15 protein-coding genes are annotated in these 17,638 nt (G+C 63.4%); 7 read left to right on the top strand and 8 right to left on the bottom strand.

Features of this window, described 5'->3' with window-relative positions; all coding sequences use genetic code 11:
* Positions 1-30: 30 nt before the first annotated feature.
* Positions 31-633: a TetR/AcrR family transcriptional regulator gene (locus tag FB597_RS01400; protein ID WP_141913031.1), complete on the bottom strand. Its 603-nt coding sequence runs from the start codon at positions 631-633 to the stop codon at positions 31-33.
* Positions 634-886: 253 nt separating this feature from the next.
* Here FB597_RS01400 and FB597_RS01395 point away from each other — a divergent pair, with 253 nt between their 5' ends.
* From FB597_RS01395 to FB597_RS01385, 3 genes are read left to right on the top strand one after another with little or no spacing between them, the layout of a single operon-like run.
* On the top strand, positions 887-2,425 hold the full coding sequence (locus tag FB597_RS01395) for an efflux transporter outer membrane subunit (RefSeq protein WP_144767708.1): 1,539 nt from the start codon (positions 887-889) through the stop codon (positions 2,423-2,425).
* Between the two features lie 5 nt (positions 2,426-2,430).
* Positions 2,431-3,672, top strand: coding sequence for an HlyD family secretion protein (locus tag FB597_RS01390; protein WP_144767704.1), 1,242 nt, complete (start codon positions 2,431-2,433; stop codon positions 3,670-3,672).
* A 32-nt stretch (positions 3,673-3,704) separates the two neighbouring features.
* A complete protein-coding gene (locus tag FB597_RS01385; protein ID WP_186442720.1) occupies positions 3,705-5,288 on the top strand; it encodes a DHA2 family efflux MFS transporter permease subunit in 1,584 nt (527 codons plus the stop codon).
* 119 nt (positions 5,289-5,407) lie between these two features.
* On the opposite strand, the gene FB597_RS01380 is transcribed toward FB597_RS01385, so the two are convergent.
* Together FB597_RS01380 and FB597_RS01375 are read right to left on the bottom strand one after the other, a co-directional pair.
* On the bottom strand, positions 5,408-5,728 hold the full coding sequence (locus FB597_RS01380; protein ID WP_144768354.1) for a helix-turn-helix domain-containing protein: 321 nt from the start codon (positions 5,726-5,728) through the stop codon (positions 5,408-5,410).
* On the bottom strand, positions 5,728-6,090 hold the full coding sequence (locus FB597_RS01375) for a type II toxin-antitoxin system RelE/ParE family toxin (protein WP_144768352.1): 363 nt from the start codon (positions 6,088-6,090) through the stop codon (positions 5,728-5,730). The genes FB597_RS01380 and FB597_RS01375 overlap by 1 nt, the downstream gene beginning before the upstream one ends.
* Before the next feature lie 491 nt (positions 6,091-6,581).
* Between FB597_RS01375 and mutS the strand changes: the two genes are divergently transcribed.
* Both mutS and FB597_RS01365 read left to right on the top strand, forming a co-directional pair.
* Positions 6,582-9,287 (top strand): DNA mismatch repair protein MutS, encoded by a 2,706-nt coding sequence (gene mutS, locus FB597_RS01370; protein ID WP_144767702.1) that lies wholly within the window; start codon positions 6,582-6,584, stop codon positions 9,285-9,287.
* Between the two features lie 29 nt (positions 9,288-9,316).
* Positions 9,317-10,267, top strand: coding sequence for a hypothetical protein (locus FB597_RS01365; protein WP_370454621.1), 951 nt, complete (start codon positions 9,317-9,319; stop codon positions 10,265-10,267).
* Between the two features lie 101 nt (positions 10,268-10,368).
* On the opposite strand, the gene FB597_RS01360 is transcribed toward FB597_RS01365, so the two are convergent.
* Positions 10,369-10,908, bottom strand: coding sequence for a peptidylprolyl isomerase (locus FB597_RS01360; RefSeq protein ID WP_141913021.1), 540 nt, complete (start codon positions 10,906-10,908; stop codon positions 10,369-10,371).
* Between the two features lie 233 nt (positions 10,909-11,141).
* Here FB597_RS01360 and FB597_RS01355 point away from each other — a divergent pair, with 233 nt between their 5' ends.
* Both FB597_RS01355 and FB597_RS20405 read left to right on the top strand, forming a co-directional pair.
* On the top strand, positions 11,142-12,263 hold the full coding sequence (locus FB597_RS01355) for a cupin domain-containing protein (RefSeq protein ID WP_141913019.1): 1,122 nt from the start codon (positions 11,142-11,144) through the stop codon (positions 12,261-12,263).
* 327 nt (positions 12,264-12,590) lie between these two features.
* On the top strand, positions 12,591-12,842 hold the full coding sequence (locus FB597_RS20405) for a hypothetical protein (RefSeq protein WP_141913017.1): 252 nt from the start codon (positions 12,591-12,593) through the stop codon (positions 12,840-12,842).
* Positions 12,843-13,299: 457 nt separating this feature from the next.
* On the opposite strand, the gene FB597_RS01345 is transcribed toward FB597_RS20405, so the two are convergent.
* From FB597_RS01345 to FB597_RS01330, 4 genes are all read right to left on the bottom strand, one after another.
* Positions 13,300-14,085, bottom strand: coding sequence for an MBL fold metallo-hydrolase (locus tag FB597_RS01345; protein ID WP_141913015.1), 786 nt, complete (start codon positions 14,083-14,085; stop codon positions 13,300-13,302).
* A 35-nt stretch (positions 14,086-14,120) separates the two neighbouring features.
* On the bottom strand, positions 14,121-15,305 hold the full coding sequence (bamC, locus tag FB597_RS01340; protein ID WP_141913012.1) for an outer membrane protein assembly factor BamC: 1,185 nt from the start codon (positions 15,303-15,305) through the stop codon (positions 14,121-14,123).
* A 68-nt stretch (positions 15,306-15,373) separates the two neighbouring features.
* A complete protein-coding gene (dapA, locus tag FB597_RS01335; RefSeq protein ID WP_141913009.1) occupies positions 15,374-16,252 on the bottom strand; it encodes a 4-hydroxy-tetrahydrodipicolinate synthase in 879 nt (292 codons plus the stop codon).
* 172 nt (positions 16,253-16,424) lie between these two features.
* Entirely contained in the window at positions 16,425-17,624 is a 1,200-nt protein-coding gene (locus FB597_RS01330; RefSeq protein WP_141913006.1) for a tryptophan--tRNA ligase, read from the bottom strand.
* Between the last annotated feature and the right edge of the window lie 14 nt (positions 17,625-17,638).

Below are 17,638 nucleotides of genomic sequence, written 5' to 3'. Positions count from 1 at the left end.
TGTTCTGTGATGCCTTGAAGGCATGACCGCTCAGCGCGGCTGGTACAGATACACGAAGGCCTCCACCGCGCGCTCAGCCGAAGCCTGCAACTGGTCGGCCGGCAGCTCGGTCACGACATTGAGCATGCGCACATCCATCCATTCGGACTCCACCAGCGAGCGAAACTGCAGGGCCGCGATCCAGGCATCGCCCTGGTGCAGCTTGCCTTCGTCCATCTTCCGCTTGAGGAATTCCGCAATGCGCGTCCAGCCGCGCTTGGGGCCGCGCTCGTAGAGCATGGGACCGAGGTCGGACTTGCCGGCGTAATACATGGCCAGGCGCTTGACCGCGATCACCTCCGGCTTGAGCACGATATCGAGGTAGTGCCGCGCCAGGCGCAGCAAGCCCTGGCGCACGTCGTCCTCGTCGTTCAAGGCGCTGAAGGCTTGCTCGAACTGGCAGCCAACCTGCTTGAGCATCACCTCGACGAAGATCTCTTCCTTCGAGCTGAAGTAGTTGTACAGCGTGGCCTTGGAGCCGCCGATGCGGGCCGAGATCTCCGCCATCGAGGCGCCCTCGAAACCGATCTCGTTGAACACTTGCGCGGCGACATCGATCATCGCCTGGCGGCGTTCTTCACTTTTCTTGCGCATGCCTTTTCCTGGGTTGCGTAGTTGCCGCCGGCTTGCCCACCTTCTGGCAAGCTTTCAATTCTTTACACTTTTCGTGCCAAGCCGGAATTATAGGCGCAGATGGACGACAAAGACGCCGAATTCAACGACAAAAACCGGGCGTAGCAAAAACATCATAGATGCGAGCAATTTTTCGCAATTCCTCTTGACGCATCTGAAATTCAAATACTATACTGAACTGTACAGTTTAAAAACATCGTTGTCATCCACATCCATGAACACTTCAGACACCCCCGCCCTTGGCGCGGCGACGCCAGGCTTTGCTGTCGCCGCGCCGGCCGGACGCCGCCTGCGCCGCACCGCGCTGGCTTCGGCCGCCGCCCTGCTGGCGCTGACGCTGGCCGGTTGCGCTTCCTTCACCGACCTTGGCCCGCGCGCCGAACCCAAGGCCATCGACAGTTACCAAAGCGGCCAGATGCTGGCCAGCGCCACGCCGCAGGCGGCGTGGCCGGCCGACCAATGGTGGCGCGCCTATGGCGACGACCAGTTGGATGCGCTGATCGGCGAGGCACTGCAAGGCGCTCCCTCGATGGCGGTAGCCAAGGCGCGCCTGCTCAAGGCCGAAGGCTCGGCGCAGCAACAAGGCGCGGCCCTGTATCCGGACATCAGCGCCAACGCCTCGCTGGATCACATGAAGCAGTCCTACAACAATGGCGTCCCGCCCGCCTTCGTGCCCAAGGACTACAACAACGAAACCAAAGCCACGCTGGACTTCAGCTACGAGATCGACTTCTGGGGCAAGAACCGCGCCGCGCTGGCGGCCGCCACCTCCGAGCTGGAAGCGGCCCGCGCCGACGCCGCCCAGGCCCGCATCACGCTGGGCACCTCGATCGCCTCGGCCTATGCCGAGCTGGAGCACCTCTATGCCCAGCGCGACACCAACGAAGCGGCCCTGAAGGTGCGCGTCGAATCGCTCGACCTGTTCAACCAGCGCTACGCCAACGGCCTGGAAACGCTGGGCTCGGTCAAGCAGATGGAAGCGCGCCGCGCCATGGCCGAAGCCGACCTCAGGGCCACCGACGAATCGATCGCGCTCCAGCGCAACAAGCTGGCCGCGCTGGCCGGCGCCGGCCCCGACCGCGGCCTGCTGCTGGTGCGCCCGAAGGTGGACCTGAGCAAGCCGTTCCAATTGCCGGACCAGATCCCCCTCAACCTGCTGGGCCGCCGTCCCGACATCGTGGCCGCGCGCCTGCGCGCCGAAGCCGCCGGCAAGCAGATCAAGGTGGCGCGCGCCGCCTTCTACCCCAACGTCAACCTGAAGGCCTACTTCGGCTTCCAGTCGCTGGGCATCGACATGCTGACCAGCCGCGGCTCCGACATCGGCAGCATCGGCCCGGCCATCTCGCTGCCGATCTTCAACGGCGGCCGCCTGCGCGGCCAGTTCCGCTCGACCAGCGCCAGCTATGACGAAGCCGTGGCCAATTACGACCAGGCCGTCACACAAGCGCTGCAAGACGTGGCCGATGCCACCGTCAGCGAAAAAGCGCTGGCCGGACGGCTCGAAAAAGTCCAGCTCGCCGCCGATGCCGCCGAACAGGCCTACCGCATCGTCAGCAACCGCTACAACGGCGGCCTGGCCAATTACCTGGATGTGCTCAACGCACAGGACACGCTGATCACCAACCTGCGCGAACTCTCCAACCTGCGCTCGCGCATGTTCAGCCTCGACGTTGCGCTGGTGCGCGCGCTGGGCGGCGGCTACAGCGGCGACAGCGGCACATCCCACACGACAGACACGCAAGCGAAAGGTTAATCATCATGTCCCACAGCGACTCCCAGGCAACCCAAACCATGGCGGCCGATGACGCCGCCAAGCAACGCGCCGATGCTGCCGCCACAGCCGCGGCAGCGCAAAAGCGCAAGAAACTCTTTTCCATCTTCGGCGGCGTGATTGCCATCGCCGGCATCGGTTACGGCGCCTACTGGTACCTGATCGGCTCGCGCTACGTCGAGACCGACAACGCCTACACCGCCACCGAGATCTCGGTGCTCACGCCGGCCATCAACGGCATCGTGGCCGACGTCAAGGTGGTCGACACGCAAACCGTCAAGAAGGGCGATGTGCTGGTCGCCATCGACGACGCCGACGCCAGGCTGGCGCTGGCCCAGGCCGAAGCGGATCTGGACCGCACCGAACGCCGCGTCAAGGGCTTCTTCGCCAACGATGCCGGCCTGGCCGCGCAGGTGCTGGCGCGCGAAGCCGAACAAAAGCGCGCCGCCGCCCAACTGCTGTCGGCGCAGGCCGACATGAAGCGCGCCGAAATCGACCTGCAACGCCGCGAAGCGCTGGCCAAGTCGGGTTCGGTGTCCGGCGAGGAACTCTCCAACGCGCGCACCGCGCTGTTGAACGCCCAGGCCAGCCTGAAGGCGGCCGAAGCCAGTGAAGTGCAGTCGCGCGCCAACACCCGGGCGACCCTCGGCGCGCAACAGGCCAGCACCGTGCTGACCGCCGACACCACCGTCGACAACAACCCCGAAGTGCTGCTGGCGCGCGCCAAGCGCGACCAGGCCCGGCTGGACCTGGAGCGCACCGTATTGCGCGCCCCGGTGGACGGGGTAGTGGCGCGCCGCCAGGTGCAGGTCGGCCAGCGCGTGCAGACCGGCGCCAACCTGCTGTCGGTGGTGCCGCTGCAGCAGATGCACGTGGACGCCAACTTCAAGGAAGGCCAGTTGACCAAGGTCAAGATCGGCCAGCCGGTCACCATGAAGGCGGACATCTACGGCGGCTCGGTCGAATACCACGGCGTGGTGACCGGCCTGTCCGGCGGCACCGGTTCGGCCTTCGCGGTGATCCCGGCGCAGAACGCCACCGGCAACTGGATCAAGGTGGTGCAGCGCCTGCCGGTGCGCATCTCGATCGATCCCAAGGAGCTGGCGCAGCGTCCGCTGTCGGTAGGCCTGTCGATGGTGGTCGAGATCGACACCCGCGGCCAGATCCAGGCCGGCGATGCCGCCCCCAAGACCGCGCAGAACGCGAACGGCCGGGCCGCCGCGCTGTAAGCGGCGCGTGACAAGACAAGAAGAGGTTTTCCATGTCATCCACTGTTAGCGCAGATGCGGCGTCGCTGCCTGCGCCCAGGCCGACGCCAGTGCCGGGCCTGTTCGAAGCGCCGCTGACCGGCGGCAGGCTGGTCGGCGCCGGCATCCTGCTGGCGGCGGCCAATTTCATCGCGGTGCTCGACACCACCATCGCCAACGTCTCGGTCTCCACCATTTCCGGCGCGCTAGGCGCCTCCACCAGCCAGGGCACCTACGTCATCACCTCGTACGCGGTGGCCGAGGCCATCACGGTGCCCTTGACCGGCTGGCTGGCCAACCGCTTCGGCACGGTGCGCGTATTCATCCTGTCGATGGTGATGTTCGGCCTGTTCTCGGCGCTGTGCGGGATGGCCAATTCGCTGGGCATGCTGATCGCCTTCCGCGTGCTGCAAGGCCTGGCCGGCGGCCCGCTGATGCCGCTTTCGCAAACCCTGCTGCTGCGCATCTTCCCCAAGGAAAAGGCGCCCGCCGCCATCGGGCTGTGGGCCATGACCACGCTGGTGGCGCCGATCGCCGGCCCGATCCTGGGCGGCGTGCTGTGCGACCAGTACAGCTGGCCCTACATCTTCTGGATCAACGTGCCGGTGGCGCTGGTATGCGGCTATATCGGCTGGCGCATGCTCAAGCGCTATGAAACCACCACCGCCAAGCTGCCGATCGACCGCATCGGCCTGGTCCTGATGGTGGTGTGGGTCGCCGCGTTGCAGCTGATGCTGGACGAAGGCAAGGAAAAGGACTGGTTCGCCTCCACCGAGATCGTGCTGCTGGCGGTGGTGGCGGTGGTGTTCTTCATCGCCTTCCTGATCTGGGAATTGACCGAAAGGAACCCCATCGTCGACCTGCGGGTATTCCGCCACCGCGGCTTCACCGCCAGCGTGACCACCATCTGCCTGGCCTTCGGCGCCTTCTTCGGCTCGGTGGTGCTCACGCCCCTGTGGCTGCAGGGCTACATGGGCTACACGGCGACCTGGTCGGGCTGCGTCTCGGCGCTGACCGGCATCCTGGCGGTGATGACCGCGCCCCTGGTGGCCAAGATGTCGACCACCGTGGACGCCCGCAAGCTGGTCTGCATCGGCGTGGTATGGCTGGGGCTGATGACCTTCGTGCGGGCCTTCAACACCACCGACATGTCGATGTTCCAGATCGGCTGGCCGCTGTTCCTGCAAGGCATCGGGCTGCCGCTGTTCTTCGTGCCGCTGACCGGCCTGGCGCTGTCCTCGGTCAACCCGGAGGAAACCGCCTCGGCGGCCGGCCTGATGAGCTTCTGCCGCACAATGGCCGGCGCCATCGCCACCTCCATCGTCAATACCAGCTGGGAGAACGACGCCACTTACTTCCACGCCGAGCTGTCCGGCCTGGTGGACCGGATGGGCGATGCCGTCAATACGATGGCCGCCTCCGGCATGTCGGCCGAACAGGCGACCGCCTCGCTGGCGCAGACGGTGCAGAACCAGGCCATCATGCTGGCCACCAACCACATCTTCATGATGGCCGCGATCTCGTTCTCGCTGGCCGCCATGGCGGTCTGGCTGGCGCCCAGGCCGACCCGCGTGGCCGATACCTCGTCGGCGCACTGATTTTTACCGGTCCCCTACAGCCCGGGGTCTCTCCCCTTCTCCGGGCTGGGCAGGCGGTTGCGCAAGCGGCCGCCTGTTTTTTTGCCTCATTGCCTCGCCGCCTTCACTTACTGGATCGATCAAACTGCGACGATGATGCCGGGAACCTTGGCACGGCGCGCAGGCTGCACCACGATCTCGACACGTTGATCCAACGACACCAGCGCCTGCATCAGCCGCTCCAGTGAAATGTTCTGGAGCTTGTAGCGACGTATCTGCGACACCTTGGGCTGAGTCATGCCAGTGATCGCCGCCGCCTCCATCTGGCTCAGCCGGCGCTGTTCGATCAACTGATTAAATTTAAGGGCAAGCGCGGCCTTCGCCGACAGTTCTTCGGCATCCTCGAAACCAAGATCCTGCAACACGTTGTCGGTGCCTTTTGGATTGTCTTCATGTGTCATCATGCTCTCCCGCTCACCCTGTAACGTGCGAGCACTGCCTTCAGCCGTTTTTCGATCAGTTCCACATCCGGCTGCGGCGTAGCAATTCCGGATTTGGATTTCTTCTGGAACGCATGCAACACATGCACTGCGTCTCCTACCCGCACGGTATAGACCGCGCGAAAAGTGTCGCCCCGATAGTCCTCCACCAGTTCGTACACCCCCGAACCCAGCCCCTTCCAAGGCTTGGCCGACTCCGGCGTGCCGCCCGATTGAACGATGAACAAGGCCACACCCATGTCTTTTTGTACATCAATCGGAAATGCCTTGAAATCCTTTTTCGATGCCCCTTCCCAGTATAGGAGCTTGCGTTGTTGCGACATCATAATATATCCGTTCAAGTATATTTTGCAAACTTGAGAATGAGGAAAACATCCTTGTCACCGACTGACAGCAACACTATTTCCCATAGACGACCTCCCGGATTCGAATCCGCCCATTTTTCAAGTCTTTACAAAATACTTTCGCCTGATGTCGTATCACTACCAGGCATAGCAATGAACTCGGGAAACTCTCCGGATATTCGGAGCAGCCCTACCCATTTGATCCCTTTTCACGTCCTTTCCCCATCGGCGCTGAATTCGCCCCACGCCCGGCTTGGCTACCCCGCCCCATTACGCGTACAATCCCCTCTCATGCATGCGGACCCAGGTCCGCATTTTTGATTTATGGCATGCCCGGCACGAGCCATCCGCCAGCGCCCGGCCAGCCTTTCCTGTCGCCGGCCGTGGACTTTTCCTGCGCCACGGCGCGTGCGGCAGACGCAATTCCTGACACGCAATACCCGAGCTTCGGGTTCTGAACCAATCGCCTGATGACCAAAGACCTCGCCGCCCATACGCCGATGATGCAGCAATACCTGCGCATCAAGGCCGACCATCCGCAGACCCTGCTGTTCTACCGGATGGGCGACTTCTATGAACTGTTTTTCGACGACGCCGAGAAAGCCTCGCGCCTGATGGGCGTGACGCTGACCCAGCGCGGCTCGTCCAACGGCACGCCGATCAAGATGGCCGGCGTGCCCTTCCACTCCGTCGAGCAATACCTGGCGCGCCTGATCAAACTGGGCGAGTCGGTGGCGATCTGCGAGCAGATCGGCGACCCGGCCACTAGCAAGGGACCGGTCGAGCGCAAGGTGGTGCGGGTAGTCACCCCCGGCACGCTGACCGACTCCGACCTGTTGCCGGAAAAGGCCGAACGCTGCCTGCTGGCGATGCAGATCGCCGCCGGCCGGCCGCGCAAGCAAGTGCAGGTCGGCCTGTCGTGGCTGTCGATGGCCAGCGGCGCATTGAAGCTGATGGAGTTCACGGTCGATGCCAATGTGCTCGAAACCCGCATCAAGCAGGAACTGGAACGCATCTCCCCGGCCGAGATCCTGATTGCCGACAGCCAGCTGGAACAATGCGAACCGCTGTTGCCCAATCGCGCCGTGACGGTGCCCGACTGGCATTTCGACCAGCCCAGCAGCGAAAAGGCCTTGCTGGAGCAATTGTCGGTGGCGACGCTGGACGGCTTCGGCGCGCAAGGCCTGAGCACGGCCATCGGCGCGGCCGGCGCGCTGCTGCGTTACGCGCAGTCGACGCAAGGCCGCGGCCTGCAGCATGTGCGCGCGCTCACGGTCGAATCGGAAAACGAATTCATCGGACTGGATGCGGCCACCCGCCGCAACCTCGAACTGACCGAGACCATCCGCGCCCAGGATGCCAATGCGCTGGCGCCGACGCTGTTCTCCACGCTCGACCATTGCCGCACCGCGATGGGTTCGCGCCTGTTGCGCCATTGGCTGCACCATGCGCTGCGCGACCAGGACGTGGCGCGCGCGCGCCACGCCGCCATCAATGCGCTGATGCGCACCGATGCCTGCTCGGGCCTGTCGGCCACGCTGGCGGCGGTGCCCGATATCGAACGCATCACTACCCGCATCGCCCTGCTGTCGGCGCGCCCGCGCGACTTGGCGGGCTTGCGCGCCGGCCTGCAGCAGCTTGGCTCGCTGCGCGCCTATGTCGACATGTGCGCGCGCGACGCCGATGCGCCGCTGCTCAGGCAACTGCATGAAGCGCTGGCCACGCCGGTGGAATGCCTGGATCTGCTGGAACGCGCCATCATGCTGGAACCGGCCGCGCTGGTGCGCGACGGCGGCGTGATCGCGCGCGGCTTTGATGCCGAGCTGGACGAGTTGCGCGGCCTGTCGGAAAACGCCGGCCAGTACCTGCTGGACCTGGAAGCGCGCGAACGCGCACGCACCGGCATCGCCAACCTGCGCGTGGAATACAACAAGGTGCACGGCTTCTACATCGAGGTCACCAACGGCCAGAGCGACAAGGTGCCGGACGATTACCGCCGCCGCCAGACGCTCAAGAACGCCGAGCGCTACATCATCCCCGAGCTCAAGGCCTTCGAGGACAAGGCGCTGTCGGCGCAGGAACGCTCGCTGTCGCGCGAGAAATTCCTGTACGAAAAATTGCTGAACGACATGGCGCCGCATATCGTCACGCTGCAGGCCATCGCCCACGCGCTGGCCCAGCTCGACACGCTGGTGGCGCTGGCCGACCACGCCGCGCGCAACAACTGGTGCGCGCCGCAACTGGTGGCCGAACCCTGCATCCAGATCGAACAGGGCCGCCATCCGGTGGTGGAAAACCAGATCGAGCGCTTCATCGCCAACGATTGCCAGCTGGCGGCCGAACGCAAGCTGCTCTTGATCACCGGCCCCAACATGGGCGGTAAATCCACCTTCATGCGCCAGGTGGCGCTGATCACGCTGCTGGCCTACGTGGGCAGCTTCGTGCCGGCAACCAGCGCCGCCATCGGCCCGATCGACCGTATCTTCACCCGCATCGGCGCGGCCGACGACCTGGCCGGCGGCCGCTCGACCTTCATGGTGGAAATGACCGAATCGGCCGCCATCCTCAACAACGCCAGCGAGCATTCGCTGGTGCTGATGGATGAAGTCGGGCGCGGCACCTCGACCTTCGACGGCCTGGCGCTGGCCTGGGCCATCGCCAGGCACCTGATCGACGTGACCCGCAGCTTCACGCTGTTCGCCACCCACTATTTCGAGCTGACGCAGTTGCCTGAAATCCACCCGAGCGCCGCCAACGTGCACTTGTCGGCGGTGGAACACAAGGACAGCATCGTGTTCCTGCATGCGGTGCAAAGCGGCCCGGCTTCGCAGAGCTACGGCTTGCAGGTGGCGCAACTGGCCGGCGTGCCGGCGCCGGTGATCCGCGCCGCGCGCAAGCACCTCTCGGCGCTGGAAAGCCAGTCGGTGCAGCCGACGCCGCAATTCGACCTGTTCAGTACCCAGCAATTCATCGAACGCGACGAAGAACCGCTGCATGCTGCCGCGCTGGAGACGGATGGCGCCAGCGCCGAACCAGCGCCGCCCGTCGCAGTCGAACCGGATCCGCAGGCGCAAGCCGTACTCCAGTCGCTGGAGCAAATCGACCCCGATACGCTGACCCCGCGCCAGGCGCTCGATGCGCTATACGAGCTGAAGGAACTGAGCCGGAACAACTGACCTCGTGGCTTGACCGCAGGCCGCAACCGATGCTGACCGATGCCGAACCGACCATGACACGCCTGCTGCTGACCGCCCTGCTCGCCGTTGCCGCCGCCATGCCGGCACGGCCGGTATCGGCGGCGCCGCAAGACTTCGCCTTCGGCATGATCAGCCATGCGTTTGCCGGCGGCGGCGGAGAAGAGGCGCTGCGCCAGGCCATCGCCGAAACCGATGCCGACAACCTGGCGTTCGTCGTGGTCAACGGCATCAAGTCCTCCGCCGAGCCCTGCGACGATGCCCTGTATGGCCAACGACGCGACATTCTTTCGCATGCGCAAAATGGCGTGATCGTGTCGCTGGCCGCCAGCGACTGGATTGCCTGCCGCGACCGTGCGCAACGCTCCGACGCCATCGAGCGCCTGGCGCGCGTGCGCGAGCAGTTCTATTCCGGGGAGTTCTCTTTCGGCGCCAGCAAGCTGCCGCTGCTGCGCCAGTCGCTCACGGCCAAGTTCCGCAGCTATGCCGAGAATTCGCGCTGGGAAGTCGGCAATGTCCTGTTCGCCACCGTCAACCTCCCGGCCGGCAACAACCATTTCCTGCTCGACGGCGGGCGCAACAACGAGTTCGAAGACCGCCTGATCGCCAACCGCAACTGGCTGCAGCACCTGTTCGCCTTCGCGGCCCTGAAAAAATCGGCCGCCATCGTGTTCTTTACCGATGGCAATCCTTTCGGCTCGCCGCCGAAGCGTTCCTTTTTCCGCACCCAGCGCGACGGTTTCGCCGAGATGCGCCGCACTTTCTCCGACCTGGCCGGCAAGTACCGGGGGCGGGTGCTGGTCGTGCATGGCGAAGCCGCCAAGGGCAAGGGGCCGCCGCATATCCTGTGGAGCGGCAACCTGGGCAGCGTAGGCGCGGGCGAGCGCTGGCTGAAGATCGTGGTGGACGACCATCTTCCGCAATTGTTTGCGGTGGCCGATGCCGATGGCGAGCGGCGCTGAATTCGCCTCTTGCCGGCAGGTTGCCGGGCCCTGAAAGCAAAACGCCCGCAGCCAATGCTGCGGGCGTTTCCATTTGAATCCGAAGCAGGCCGGCGGCCGGATCAGTTCAGCGGGTGGCTGCGGAAATGGTCGCCGTCTTCGGCCGCATCGTCGCCGTGATGGTGATGATGGCCGTGCGGTCCGTGCACGTGGCCGTGGGCGATTTCCTCGTCGGAGGCGGCGCGCACTTCGGTCACGGACAGTTCAAAGCGCAGCGCGATGCCGGCCAGCGGATGGTTGCCGTCCAGCACGGCCTTGCCGTCGGCCACTTCGGTGACGGTGAAGATGACCGATTCTTCGCTGTCGTCATCCGGCGAACCTTCGAACTGCATGCCGACTTCGGTCGGTTGCGGCAGGCGCGACAGCGGCTCGATCTTGACCAGGTTGGAGTCGTACTCGCCGAAGGCATCTTCCGGCTCGACCTGGATGGTGGTCTTGAAACCGGCTTCCTTGCCGTCCAGCGCTTCTTCGATCTTGGGCAGCGTGTTCTGGTAGCCGCCGTGCAGGTAAACCATCGGCTCGCGGCTTTCCTCGATCAGGTTGTTTTGCGCGTCCGACAATTTATAGTTCACGGAAACTACGGAGTTCTTTGCGATCTTCATCGTGTGGGGTCCTTTGCTAACGGTATTGGGTGCGGGAGCGGCCTGCCATGCTTTCAATGCCGCTTTCCGCGGCGCTTGCCGTTCATGGCCGGGCACAGTGGGGCCAAAGAGCGTTCCCCCTTGCCATTCCCGCGCGGCAAGGACTCTTCTTTAATCAAAGCGCGATTATACCCGCATCAAACTTCGTCGCCTTGGCGGCGTTTCAACGCGGCGCGCGCGCCTATAATGTTGCGATGAAAAAACTCGCCCTGCTCGGCGGCCTCACGCCCGCCCAATTCCTGCGTGACTACTGGCACAAGAAACCGTTGCTGATCCGCCAGGCCATTCCCGGCTTTGAGGCGCCGCTGCCGCGCGCCGAACTGTTCGACCTGGCCAGGCGCGACGACGTCGAATCGCGTCTGATCACGCACCGCGCCGCAGGCTGGGACATGCAGCACGGCCCCATCGACAAGCTGCCGGCGCTCAAGCAAAAGGCCTGGACGCTGCTGGTGCAAGGCGTCAACCTGCACCATGCGGCGGCCGATGCGCTGCTGCGCCAGTTCCGCTTCATCCCCGACGCGCGCCTGGACGACCTGATGATCAGCTACGCCAGCGACGGCGGCGGCGTCGGCCCGCACTTCGATTCCTACGACGTGTTCCTGTTGCAGGCGCATGGCCGGCGCCGCTGGCGCATCAGCGCACAGGACGACCTGTCGCTGGAGGACGGGGTGCCGCTGAAAATACTGAGCAACTTCCAGCCGGAAGAAGAGTTCGTGCTGGAACCGGGCGACATGCTTTACCTGCCGCCGCATTACGCGCACGACGGCACGGCCGTCGGCGAATGCATGACATATTCCATCGGCTTTCGCGCGCCGGCCTACCAGGAACTGGGCGAGTCCTTCCTCGACTTCATGATGGACACCATCGACCTGCCCGGCCGCTATGCCGATCCGGATCTCAAGCCCAGCGCCAATCCGGCCGAACTGCCGGCCGACATGCTCGGCCGCATCCGCGACGAATTGAACAAGATCCGTTTCACCGACGATGACATCGCCATCTTCCTCGGCCAGCATTTGTCGGAGCCCAAACCCAGCGTGTTCTTCGATGCGCCGGCCGAGCAATTGTCCTTTGCTCGCTTTTACCAGGGCGCCAAAAAGCGCGGATTGGCATTGCACCGCAAATCGCAGATGCTCTATCGCGGCTCGAACGTGTTCATCAACGGCGAGTCGTTCCAGGTCGGGCGGGCCGACAAAGTCATTCTCGCCAAGCTGGCCAATCATCGCCGGCTGGAAAAATCGGAATTCGAAAACGCCTCGGAAGACCTGCTCGAAGCCTTGCATCAATGGCATGAAAGCGGGTGGCTGGAATTTTCTTGATTTGCTTCAAAATATCCCAAAAACACACGGGCCTGCCATTCGACGATCGGCGGAAAGCGGCCTGGATAAAGGCCTTCCGGCCACATGGATTCAATTGTAAGAACTTACAAATTCTTACGAAAAAGAATGATTTCGGTGTGATATCGAAAAAAAATAGCTATAATGACGGGCTGGAAAGTTTTCGTTGTCCGAGCAAGTTTCGGCAGTAAAAAGAAGCAAGAACCGAAACGAAACCGCGAGGTTTCCAAGTACGGCGAGAGCCTCCTGTAGAGCGATAATTACCGGTAATTATTCATCGCACAATTTTTAAATACTGAAGGAATATTCATGAAAAAGACTCTGTTGATCGCTTCGTTGTTGGCTGTTGCCCTGGCTGCTTGCGGCAAGAAGGAAGAAGCTCCTGCACCAGCACCTGCTGCTGAAGCTCCTGCTGCCGCTCCTGCCGCTGCTGAAGCTCCTGCTGCTGCACCTGCTGCTCCGGCCGCTGACGCTGCTGCTCCTGCTGCTGACGCCGCCAAGCCGGCTGACGCTGCTCCTGCTGCCGACGCTGCCAAGCCAGCTGAAGCCCCGGCAAAATAATCATCAGATTATTTTCAAAAAACCGGTCTCACGACCGGTTTTTTTTCGCCCGCGCCTCTCCCCCGCATCCCCTCTCCAACCTTCCTGCTGTTACGCGCACATCCCCATCGCGAACCGGGCGATATGCGAAAGCCCCCTGCGCCTCAATAGAACGGCCCTGGCGCGTTGACGGTCGGGCGGACACCCTTTTCACCACCGCTCCTGACAAAGCCCTTACAGACGCACCCAGGGCTGCCAATGCCCCTGCATTTTCTGCCGGCGCCAGTCCTTGCCCTTCCCTGGCCCATTTGATTTTTTACCTTCAGTACCTGCATGGACATTCCGGTCTTGCGCGCGGAGATGGAAAAGACATTGGATAGGCCCCGCGCGCAGGCGCAGAGGGCATCGAAATCGCAACAGAATGTTTCAGGGGCATGCCCGGCAAAGCTGACGGGAGGCTGACCTGCTCGCTTTTTCTTTACACGTCGCGCCAGCCGAAACCCTCGTCCTGGCAAGCGATGTCGATACCGCCGAAGCTGCCGCCAAGCACGCTCTCCAAGGCTGCGCGCGCCAGTGCAGGCGTGTTGTTCTGGCGGCTCAAGTGAGCGCCGACCACCTGTTTGAGGCGGCTCTTGTCGAGCAACTGCAGGATCTCGGCGCTGGTTTCATTGGCCAGGTGCCCGTACGCCCCGCCGATGCGGCGCTTGAGGAAAGCCGGGTAAGGGGAATTCTCCAGCATGGCGCGGTCGTGATTGCATTCGAGCAGAAGCGAATCGCAGGCGCCCAATGCCTGGATCATGTGGGACGTGGACTGCCCGGCGTCAGTCAATACGCCCAGGCGCCGGTCGCCGTCGCTTGCGATGTACTGGATCGGTTCGCGGGCGTCGTGCGGTACGGTGTAGGGGGTGAGTTCAAGGTCGCCGATGGCGACCTTCTGGCCATCGGCGCACAATTGGATGTCGACATCGGCGGCGTGATCCGCGATCGCCTGGTAGGTGCCGTAACTGAGCCAGACCGGAATGCGGTAGCGGCGCGCGAACTTGAAGACGCCGCTGACATGGTCGGAATGTTCGTGGGTCACCACGATGGCGGCAACATCCGAGGGATCGATGCCGATGCGCAGCATGCGCCTTTCGGTTTCGCGCAAAGCAAAGCCGCAGTCCAGCATCACGGTCGTCCCCGCATTGGGGCGATGTGAGCCGGCTGCGGCCGAAATCAGCAGCGCATTGCCTTCGCTGCCGCTACCGAGGCTCGCGAACTTCATGCGCGGCCCCGATAACCCATTGCCATTGCAGCGACTTACTTCAGCTGCTCGTTCAGCAGGCCGAGGATCTTGTCGGCAGTATCGGAGACCTCCGGCTTGCCTTCGCCGTTCTGAACCACGATGTTGCTGCTGTCGCCGCTGCCCTTGACCACGATACGGTACTTGGCGGCGGTCTTTTCCTTGTCCTTGGAGCTGGAGAAGATGCGCGAGAAGAAGCCCTGGTCCTTCTTGTCCTTGGCGTCCTGGTTCTGGTCGACATAGCGCACGAAATAGGTGCCCTGGGTGCGGTCGCGGTCTTCCACGGTGAAACCGACGCGGTCCAGCGCCAGGCCCACGCGGCGCCATGCGCGGTCGAAGCTTTCATCGACCTGGACGCTGGAACCGGCGGCGCTCTTCAACAGCCTGGAACGGGCCTGCAGCGACGGAGCATTGGCCACGGCGGCCTTGGCCTTGGTTTCTTCGGCGCCCAGGCGCACCATCAGGCGCGCCAGGAATTCAGCTTCCAGGCCCGGATCGGACGGACGCGCGGTCCATACCGAGGTTTCCTTGGCCGAGCCGGTCAGCACTTCCTCGGCGCCGCGGTGGCTGATGAAGATCTCGGTGGTGCCGTTGGGGCCGCGCTCCAGGCGGGTGCGGAACTTGTCGCGTTCGCCGGTCGAGTACAGCGAGTCGAATACCTTGCCCAGCGTGTTGCGCACGAAATCCTGCGGGATCTTGGCGCGGTTCTCGGCCCAGTCGGTTTCCATCACGCCGGTATCCGGCGATTCGATGTTGATCAGGAAGCCGCTGTCCTGCCAGAAGTCCTTGATCTGCGGCCACAGGACTTCGGGGGACTGCTTGACCACCAGCCAGCGCTGGGTGCCGTCGCGTTCGATGCGGATGTCGCTGCCGTTGGCCTGCGGCGCCACCGAGGCGACTTCAGCCGTTGGCTTGGTCTGTTGCTCCAGGGTATAGCCGGAAGCGGTAGCCACGCCCTTGTTGGCCTCGGGGATCGCATAGCGGTTGTCGCGCTGCAGCTGGGTCAGGTCGGGCGGGATTTCCAGACGCGGGCCGCGGGCCTTTTCCGCGCTCTTGTAATCGATACGATCGCCTTCGAGTATGCTGCCGACCGACGAGCATCCTGCGAGTGCCGCGAGAGCCAGTGCGACGACGATACTGCGTTGGGTAAGAGTGCTGTACGCGGTGCGGACTACAGGACGAACGTTCTTGCGATTAGTCATATCGTTACTATTGAAAGCGGGATCGTTTTTCGGAAGACGGCCAGAAAGGGCAGAAACAGCCAAGTCCGTTATTTTAATACACCCGACTCGCGCAAAGCCGCGCGCACGGTATCGTGGAAGCCGGCGCCCAGCGGCGCCAGCGGCAAGCGCATGCCGGAACCGATCAAACCCATCTCCTGCATGGCCCACTTCAGCGGCACCGGATTGGGTTCGACAAACAGCTTGTTATGCAGCGGCAGCAGCTTGTTGTTCAGTTCGACCGCGCGCGCGACGTTGCCGCCCATGGCGGCAACGCACAGTTCATGCATGTCGCGCGGCGCGATGTTGGCGGTGACCGAGATGTTGCCGGCGCCGCCGTACAGCATGAGCGCGATCGCAGTCGGGTCGTCGCCGGAATAGACGGCGAACGATTTCGGCGCCAGGCGGATCAGGTCGGTGCCGCGCCCGATATTGCCGGTGGCGTCCTTGACGCCGACGATACCCTTCACTTGCGCCAGGCGCAGGATGGTCTCGTTGCTCATATCGGCCACGGTGCGGCCGGGCACGTTGTACAGGATCACCGGCAGGTCGACCGATTCGGCGATCTTCTTGAAGTGAAGATACATGCCTTCCTGGGTCGGACGGTTGTAATAGGGAACGACCTGCAGCGAGGCATCGGCGCCGACCTTCTTGGCGAACTCGGTCAGCTCGATGGCCTCGGCCGTCGAGTTGCCGCCGGTGCCGGCGATGATGGGAATGCGTTTGGCAGTATGCTCCACCGCGACCTTGATCAGTTCGCAGTGTTCTTCCATCGAGACAGTGGGCGATTCGCCGGTAGTGCCGACGATGACGATGCTGTCGGTTCCCTCGGCGATGTGCCAGTCGATCAGTTTGCGCAGGCCGTCGAAATCGAGGCTGCCGTCCGGATGCATGGGAGTGACGATTGCAACAATGCTACCCTTGATCATGATGTGCGTACTTTTGAAGTATGGTCAGAAATAAAAGACCGATTGTAGCGGATAGAGGCCGGAATCGGTCAATTCGCGGGGCTGATAGATGAAAGCGGAAGTAAAAAAGCCTGATTCTCGGCAAGCTTTCCGGCATCCGGACAAAAGCTGCGCAGCCCCTGCCGCCGCGGCCTCAATACCCCAGCCCCATCGACTCGCGCACGTCGCGCATGGTGTCTTGCGCCAGTTTGCGCGCCTTTTCGCAGCCATCGGCCACGATCGCCCGCACCAGGGACGGGTCGTCCAGGTAAGGCTGCGCCCGTTCCAGCATCGGTTGCTGCTCTTGCAAGATGGCATCGATCACCGGCTGCTTGCATTCCAGGCAACCGATCCCGGCTGAACGGCACCCCTTGGCCGCCCATTCCTGCACCTCAGGCGCAGAATACACCATGTGGAATTGCCATACCGGGCATTTGTCCGGATCGCCGGCGTCGCTGCGGCGCACGCGTTGCGGGTCGGTCGGCATGGTGCGCACCTTTTTCGTGACCGATTCCTTGTCTTCGCGCAGGGCGATGGCATTGCCATAGCTCTTGGACATCTTGGCGCCGTCCAGCCCCGGCAGGCGCGACGCTTCCGTCAGCAGCGCCTGCGGCTCGGTCAGGATCAGCTTGCGGCTGCCTTCGAGGTAGCCGAACAGGCGCTCACGGTCGATCATCGACAGGTTCTGGGCATCGTCCAGCATCGCCTTGGCCTGCTCCAGCGCTTCCTCATCGCCCTTTTCCTGGAATTGCGTGCGCAGTTCCAGGTACAGCTTGGAGCGCTTGCCGCCCAGTTTCTTGACGGCTGCGCGAGCCTTCTCTTCGAAGCCCTTTTCCTTGCCGTACAGGTGGTTAAAGCGGCGCGCGATCTCGCGCATGATCTCGATATGCGGCACCTGGTCCTCGCCGACCGGCACCTGGCTGGCGCGGTAGATCAGCACATCGGCGGCCTGCAGCAATGGATAGCCGAGGAAGCCGTAGGTCGCCAGGTCGCGGTCGGACAGCTTTTCCTGCTGGTCCTTGTAGGTCGGCACGCGTTCCAGCCAGCCCAGCGGCGTGGCCATCGACAGCAGCAGGTGCAGCTCGGCATGCTCGGGCACGCGCGACTGGATGAACAGGGTCGACTGCGCGGGATCGACGCCGGCAGCGAGCCAGTCGATCACCATTTCCCAGGTGCTGGTTTCGATGACGGACGGATCGTCGTAGTGGGTGGTCAATGCATGCCAGTCCGCGACGAAGAACAGGCAAGGCAATTCGGATTGCAACCTCACCCAGTTCTTCAGGGCGCCGTGGTAGTGGCCCAGGTGCAGCGCGCCCGTGGGGCGCATGCCGGAGACAACGCGGTCAGGATACATGGCGGTGGCTGTGT

It is taken from the genome of Herbaspirillum sp. SJZ099, assembly GCF_007828355.1.
Taxonomy (GTDB): Bacteria; Pseudomonadota; Gammaproteobacteria; order Burkholderiales; family Burkholderiaceae_D; genus Herbaspirillum.
This window is presented reverse-complemented; position numbering and strand designations above follow the sequence as displayed.

Coding starts and splice junctions, on each gene's coding strand:
- dapA (WP_141913009.1), bottom strand. CDS start 16,252: ATGATCAAGGGTAGCATTGTTGCAATCGTCACTCCCATGCATCCGGAC.
- FB597_RS01355 (WP_141913019.1), top strand. CDS start 11,142: ATGAAAAAACTCGCCCTGCTCGGCGGCCTCACGCCCGCCCAATTCCTG.
- FB597_RS01395 (WP_144767708.1), top strand. CDS start 887: ATGAACACTTCAGACACCCCCGCCCTTGGCGCGGCGACGCCAGGCTTT.
- bamC (WP_141913012.1), bottom strand. CDS start 15,305: ATGACTAATCGCAAGAACGTTCGTCCTGTAGTCCGCACCGCGTACAGC.
- FB597_RS01380 (WP_144768354.1), bottom strand. CDS start 5,728: ATGACACATGAAGACAATCCAAAAGGCACCGACAACGTGTTGCAGGAT.
- FB597_RS01330 (WP_141913006.1), bottom strand. CDS start 17,624: ATGTATCCTGACCGCGTTGTCTCCGGCATGCGCCCCACGGGCGCGCTG.
- FB597_RS01390 (WP_144767704.1), top strand. CDS start 2,431: ATGTCCCACAGCGACTCCCAGGCAACCCAAACCATGGCGGCCGATGAC.
- FB597_RS01400 (WP_141913031.1), bottom strand. CDS start 633: ATGCGCAAGAAAAGTGAAGAACGCCGCCAGGCGATGATCGATGTCGCC.
- FB597_RS01385 (WP_186442720.1), top strand. CDS start 3,705: ATGTCATCCACTGTTAGCGCAGATGCGGCGTCGCTGCCTGCGCCCAGG.
- FB597_RS01375 (WP_144768352.1), bottom strand. CDS start 6,090: ATGTCGCAACAACGCAAGCTCCTATACTGGGAAGGGGCATCGAAAAAG.
- mutS (WP_144767702.1), top strand. CDS start 6,582: ATGACCAAAGACCTCGCCGCCCATACGCCGATGATGCAGCAATACCTG.
- FB597_RS01360 (WP_141913021.1), bottom strand. CDS start 10,908: ATGAAGATCGCAAAGAACTCCGTAGTTTCCGTGAACTATAAATTGTCG.
- FB597_RS01345 (WP_141913015.1), bottom strand. CDS start 14,085: ATGAAGTTCGCGAGCCTCGGTAGCGGCAGCGAAGGCAATGCGCTGCTG.
- FB597_RS01365 (WP_370454621.1), top strand. CDS start 9,317: ATGCTGACCGATGCCGAACCGACCATGACACGCCTGCTGCTGACCGCC.
- FB597_RS20405 (WP_141913017.1), top strand. CDS start 12,591: ATGAAAAAGACTCTGTTGATCGCTTCGTTGTTGGCTGTTGCCCTGGCT.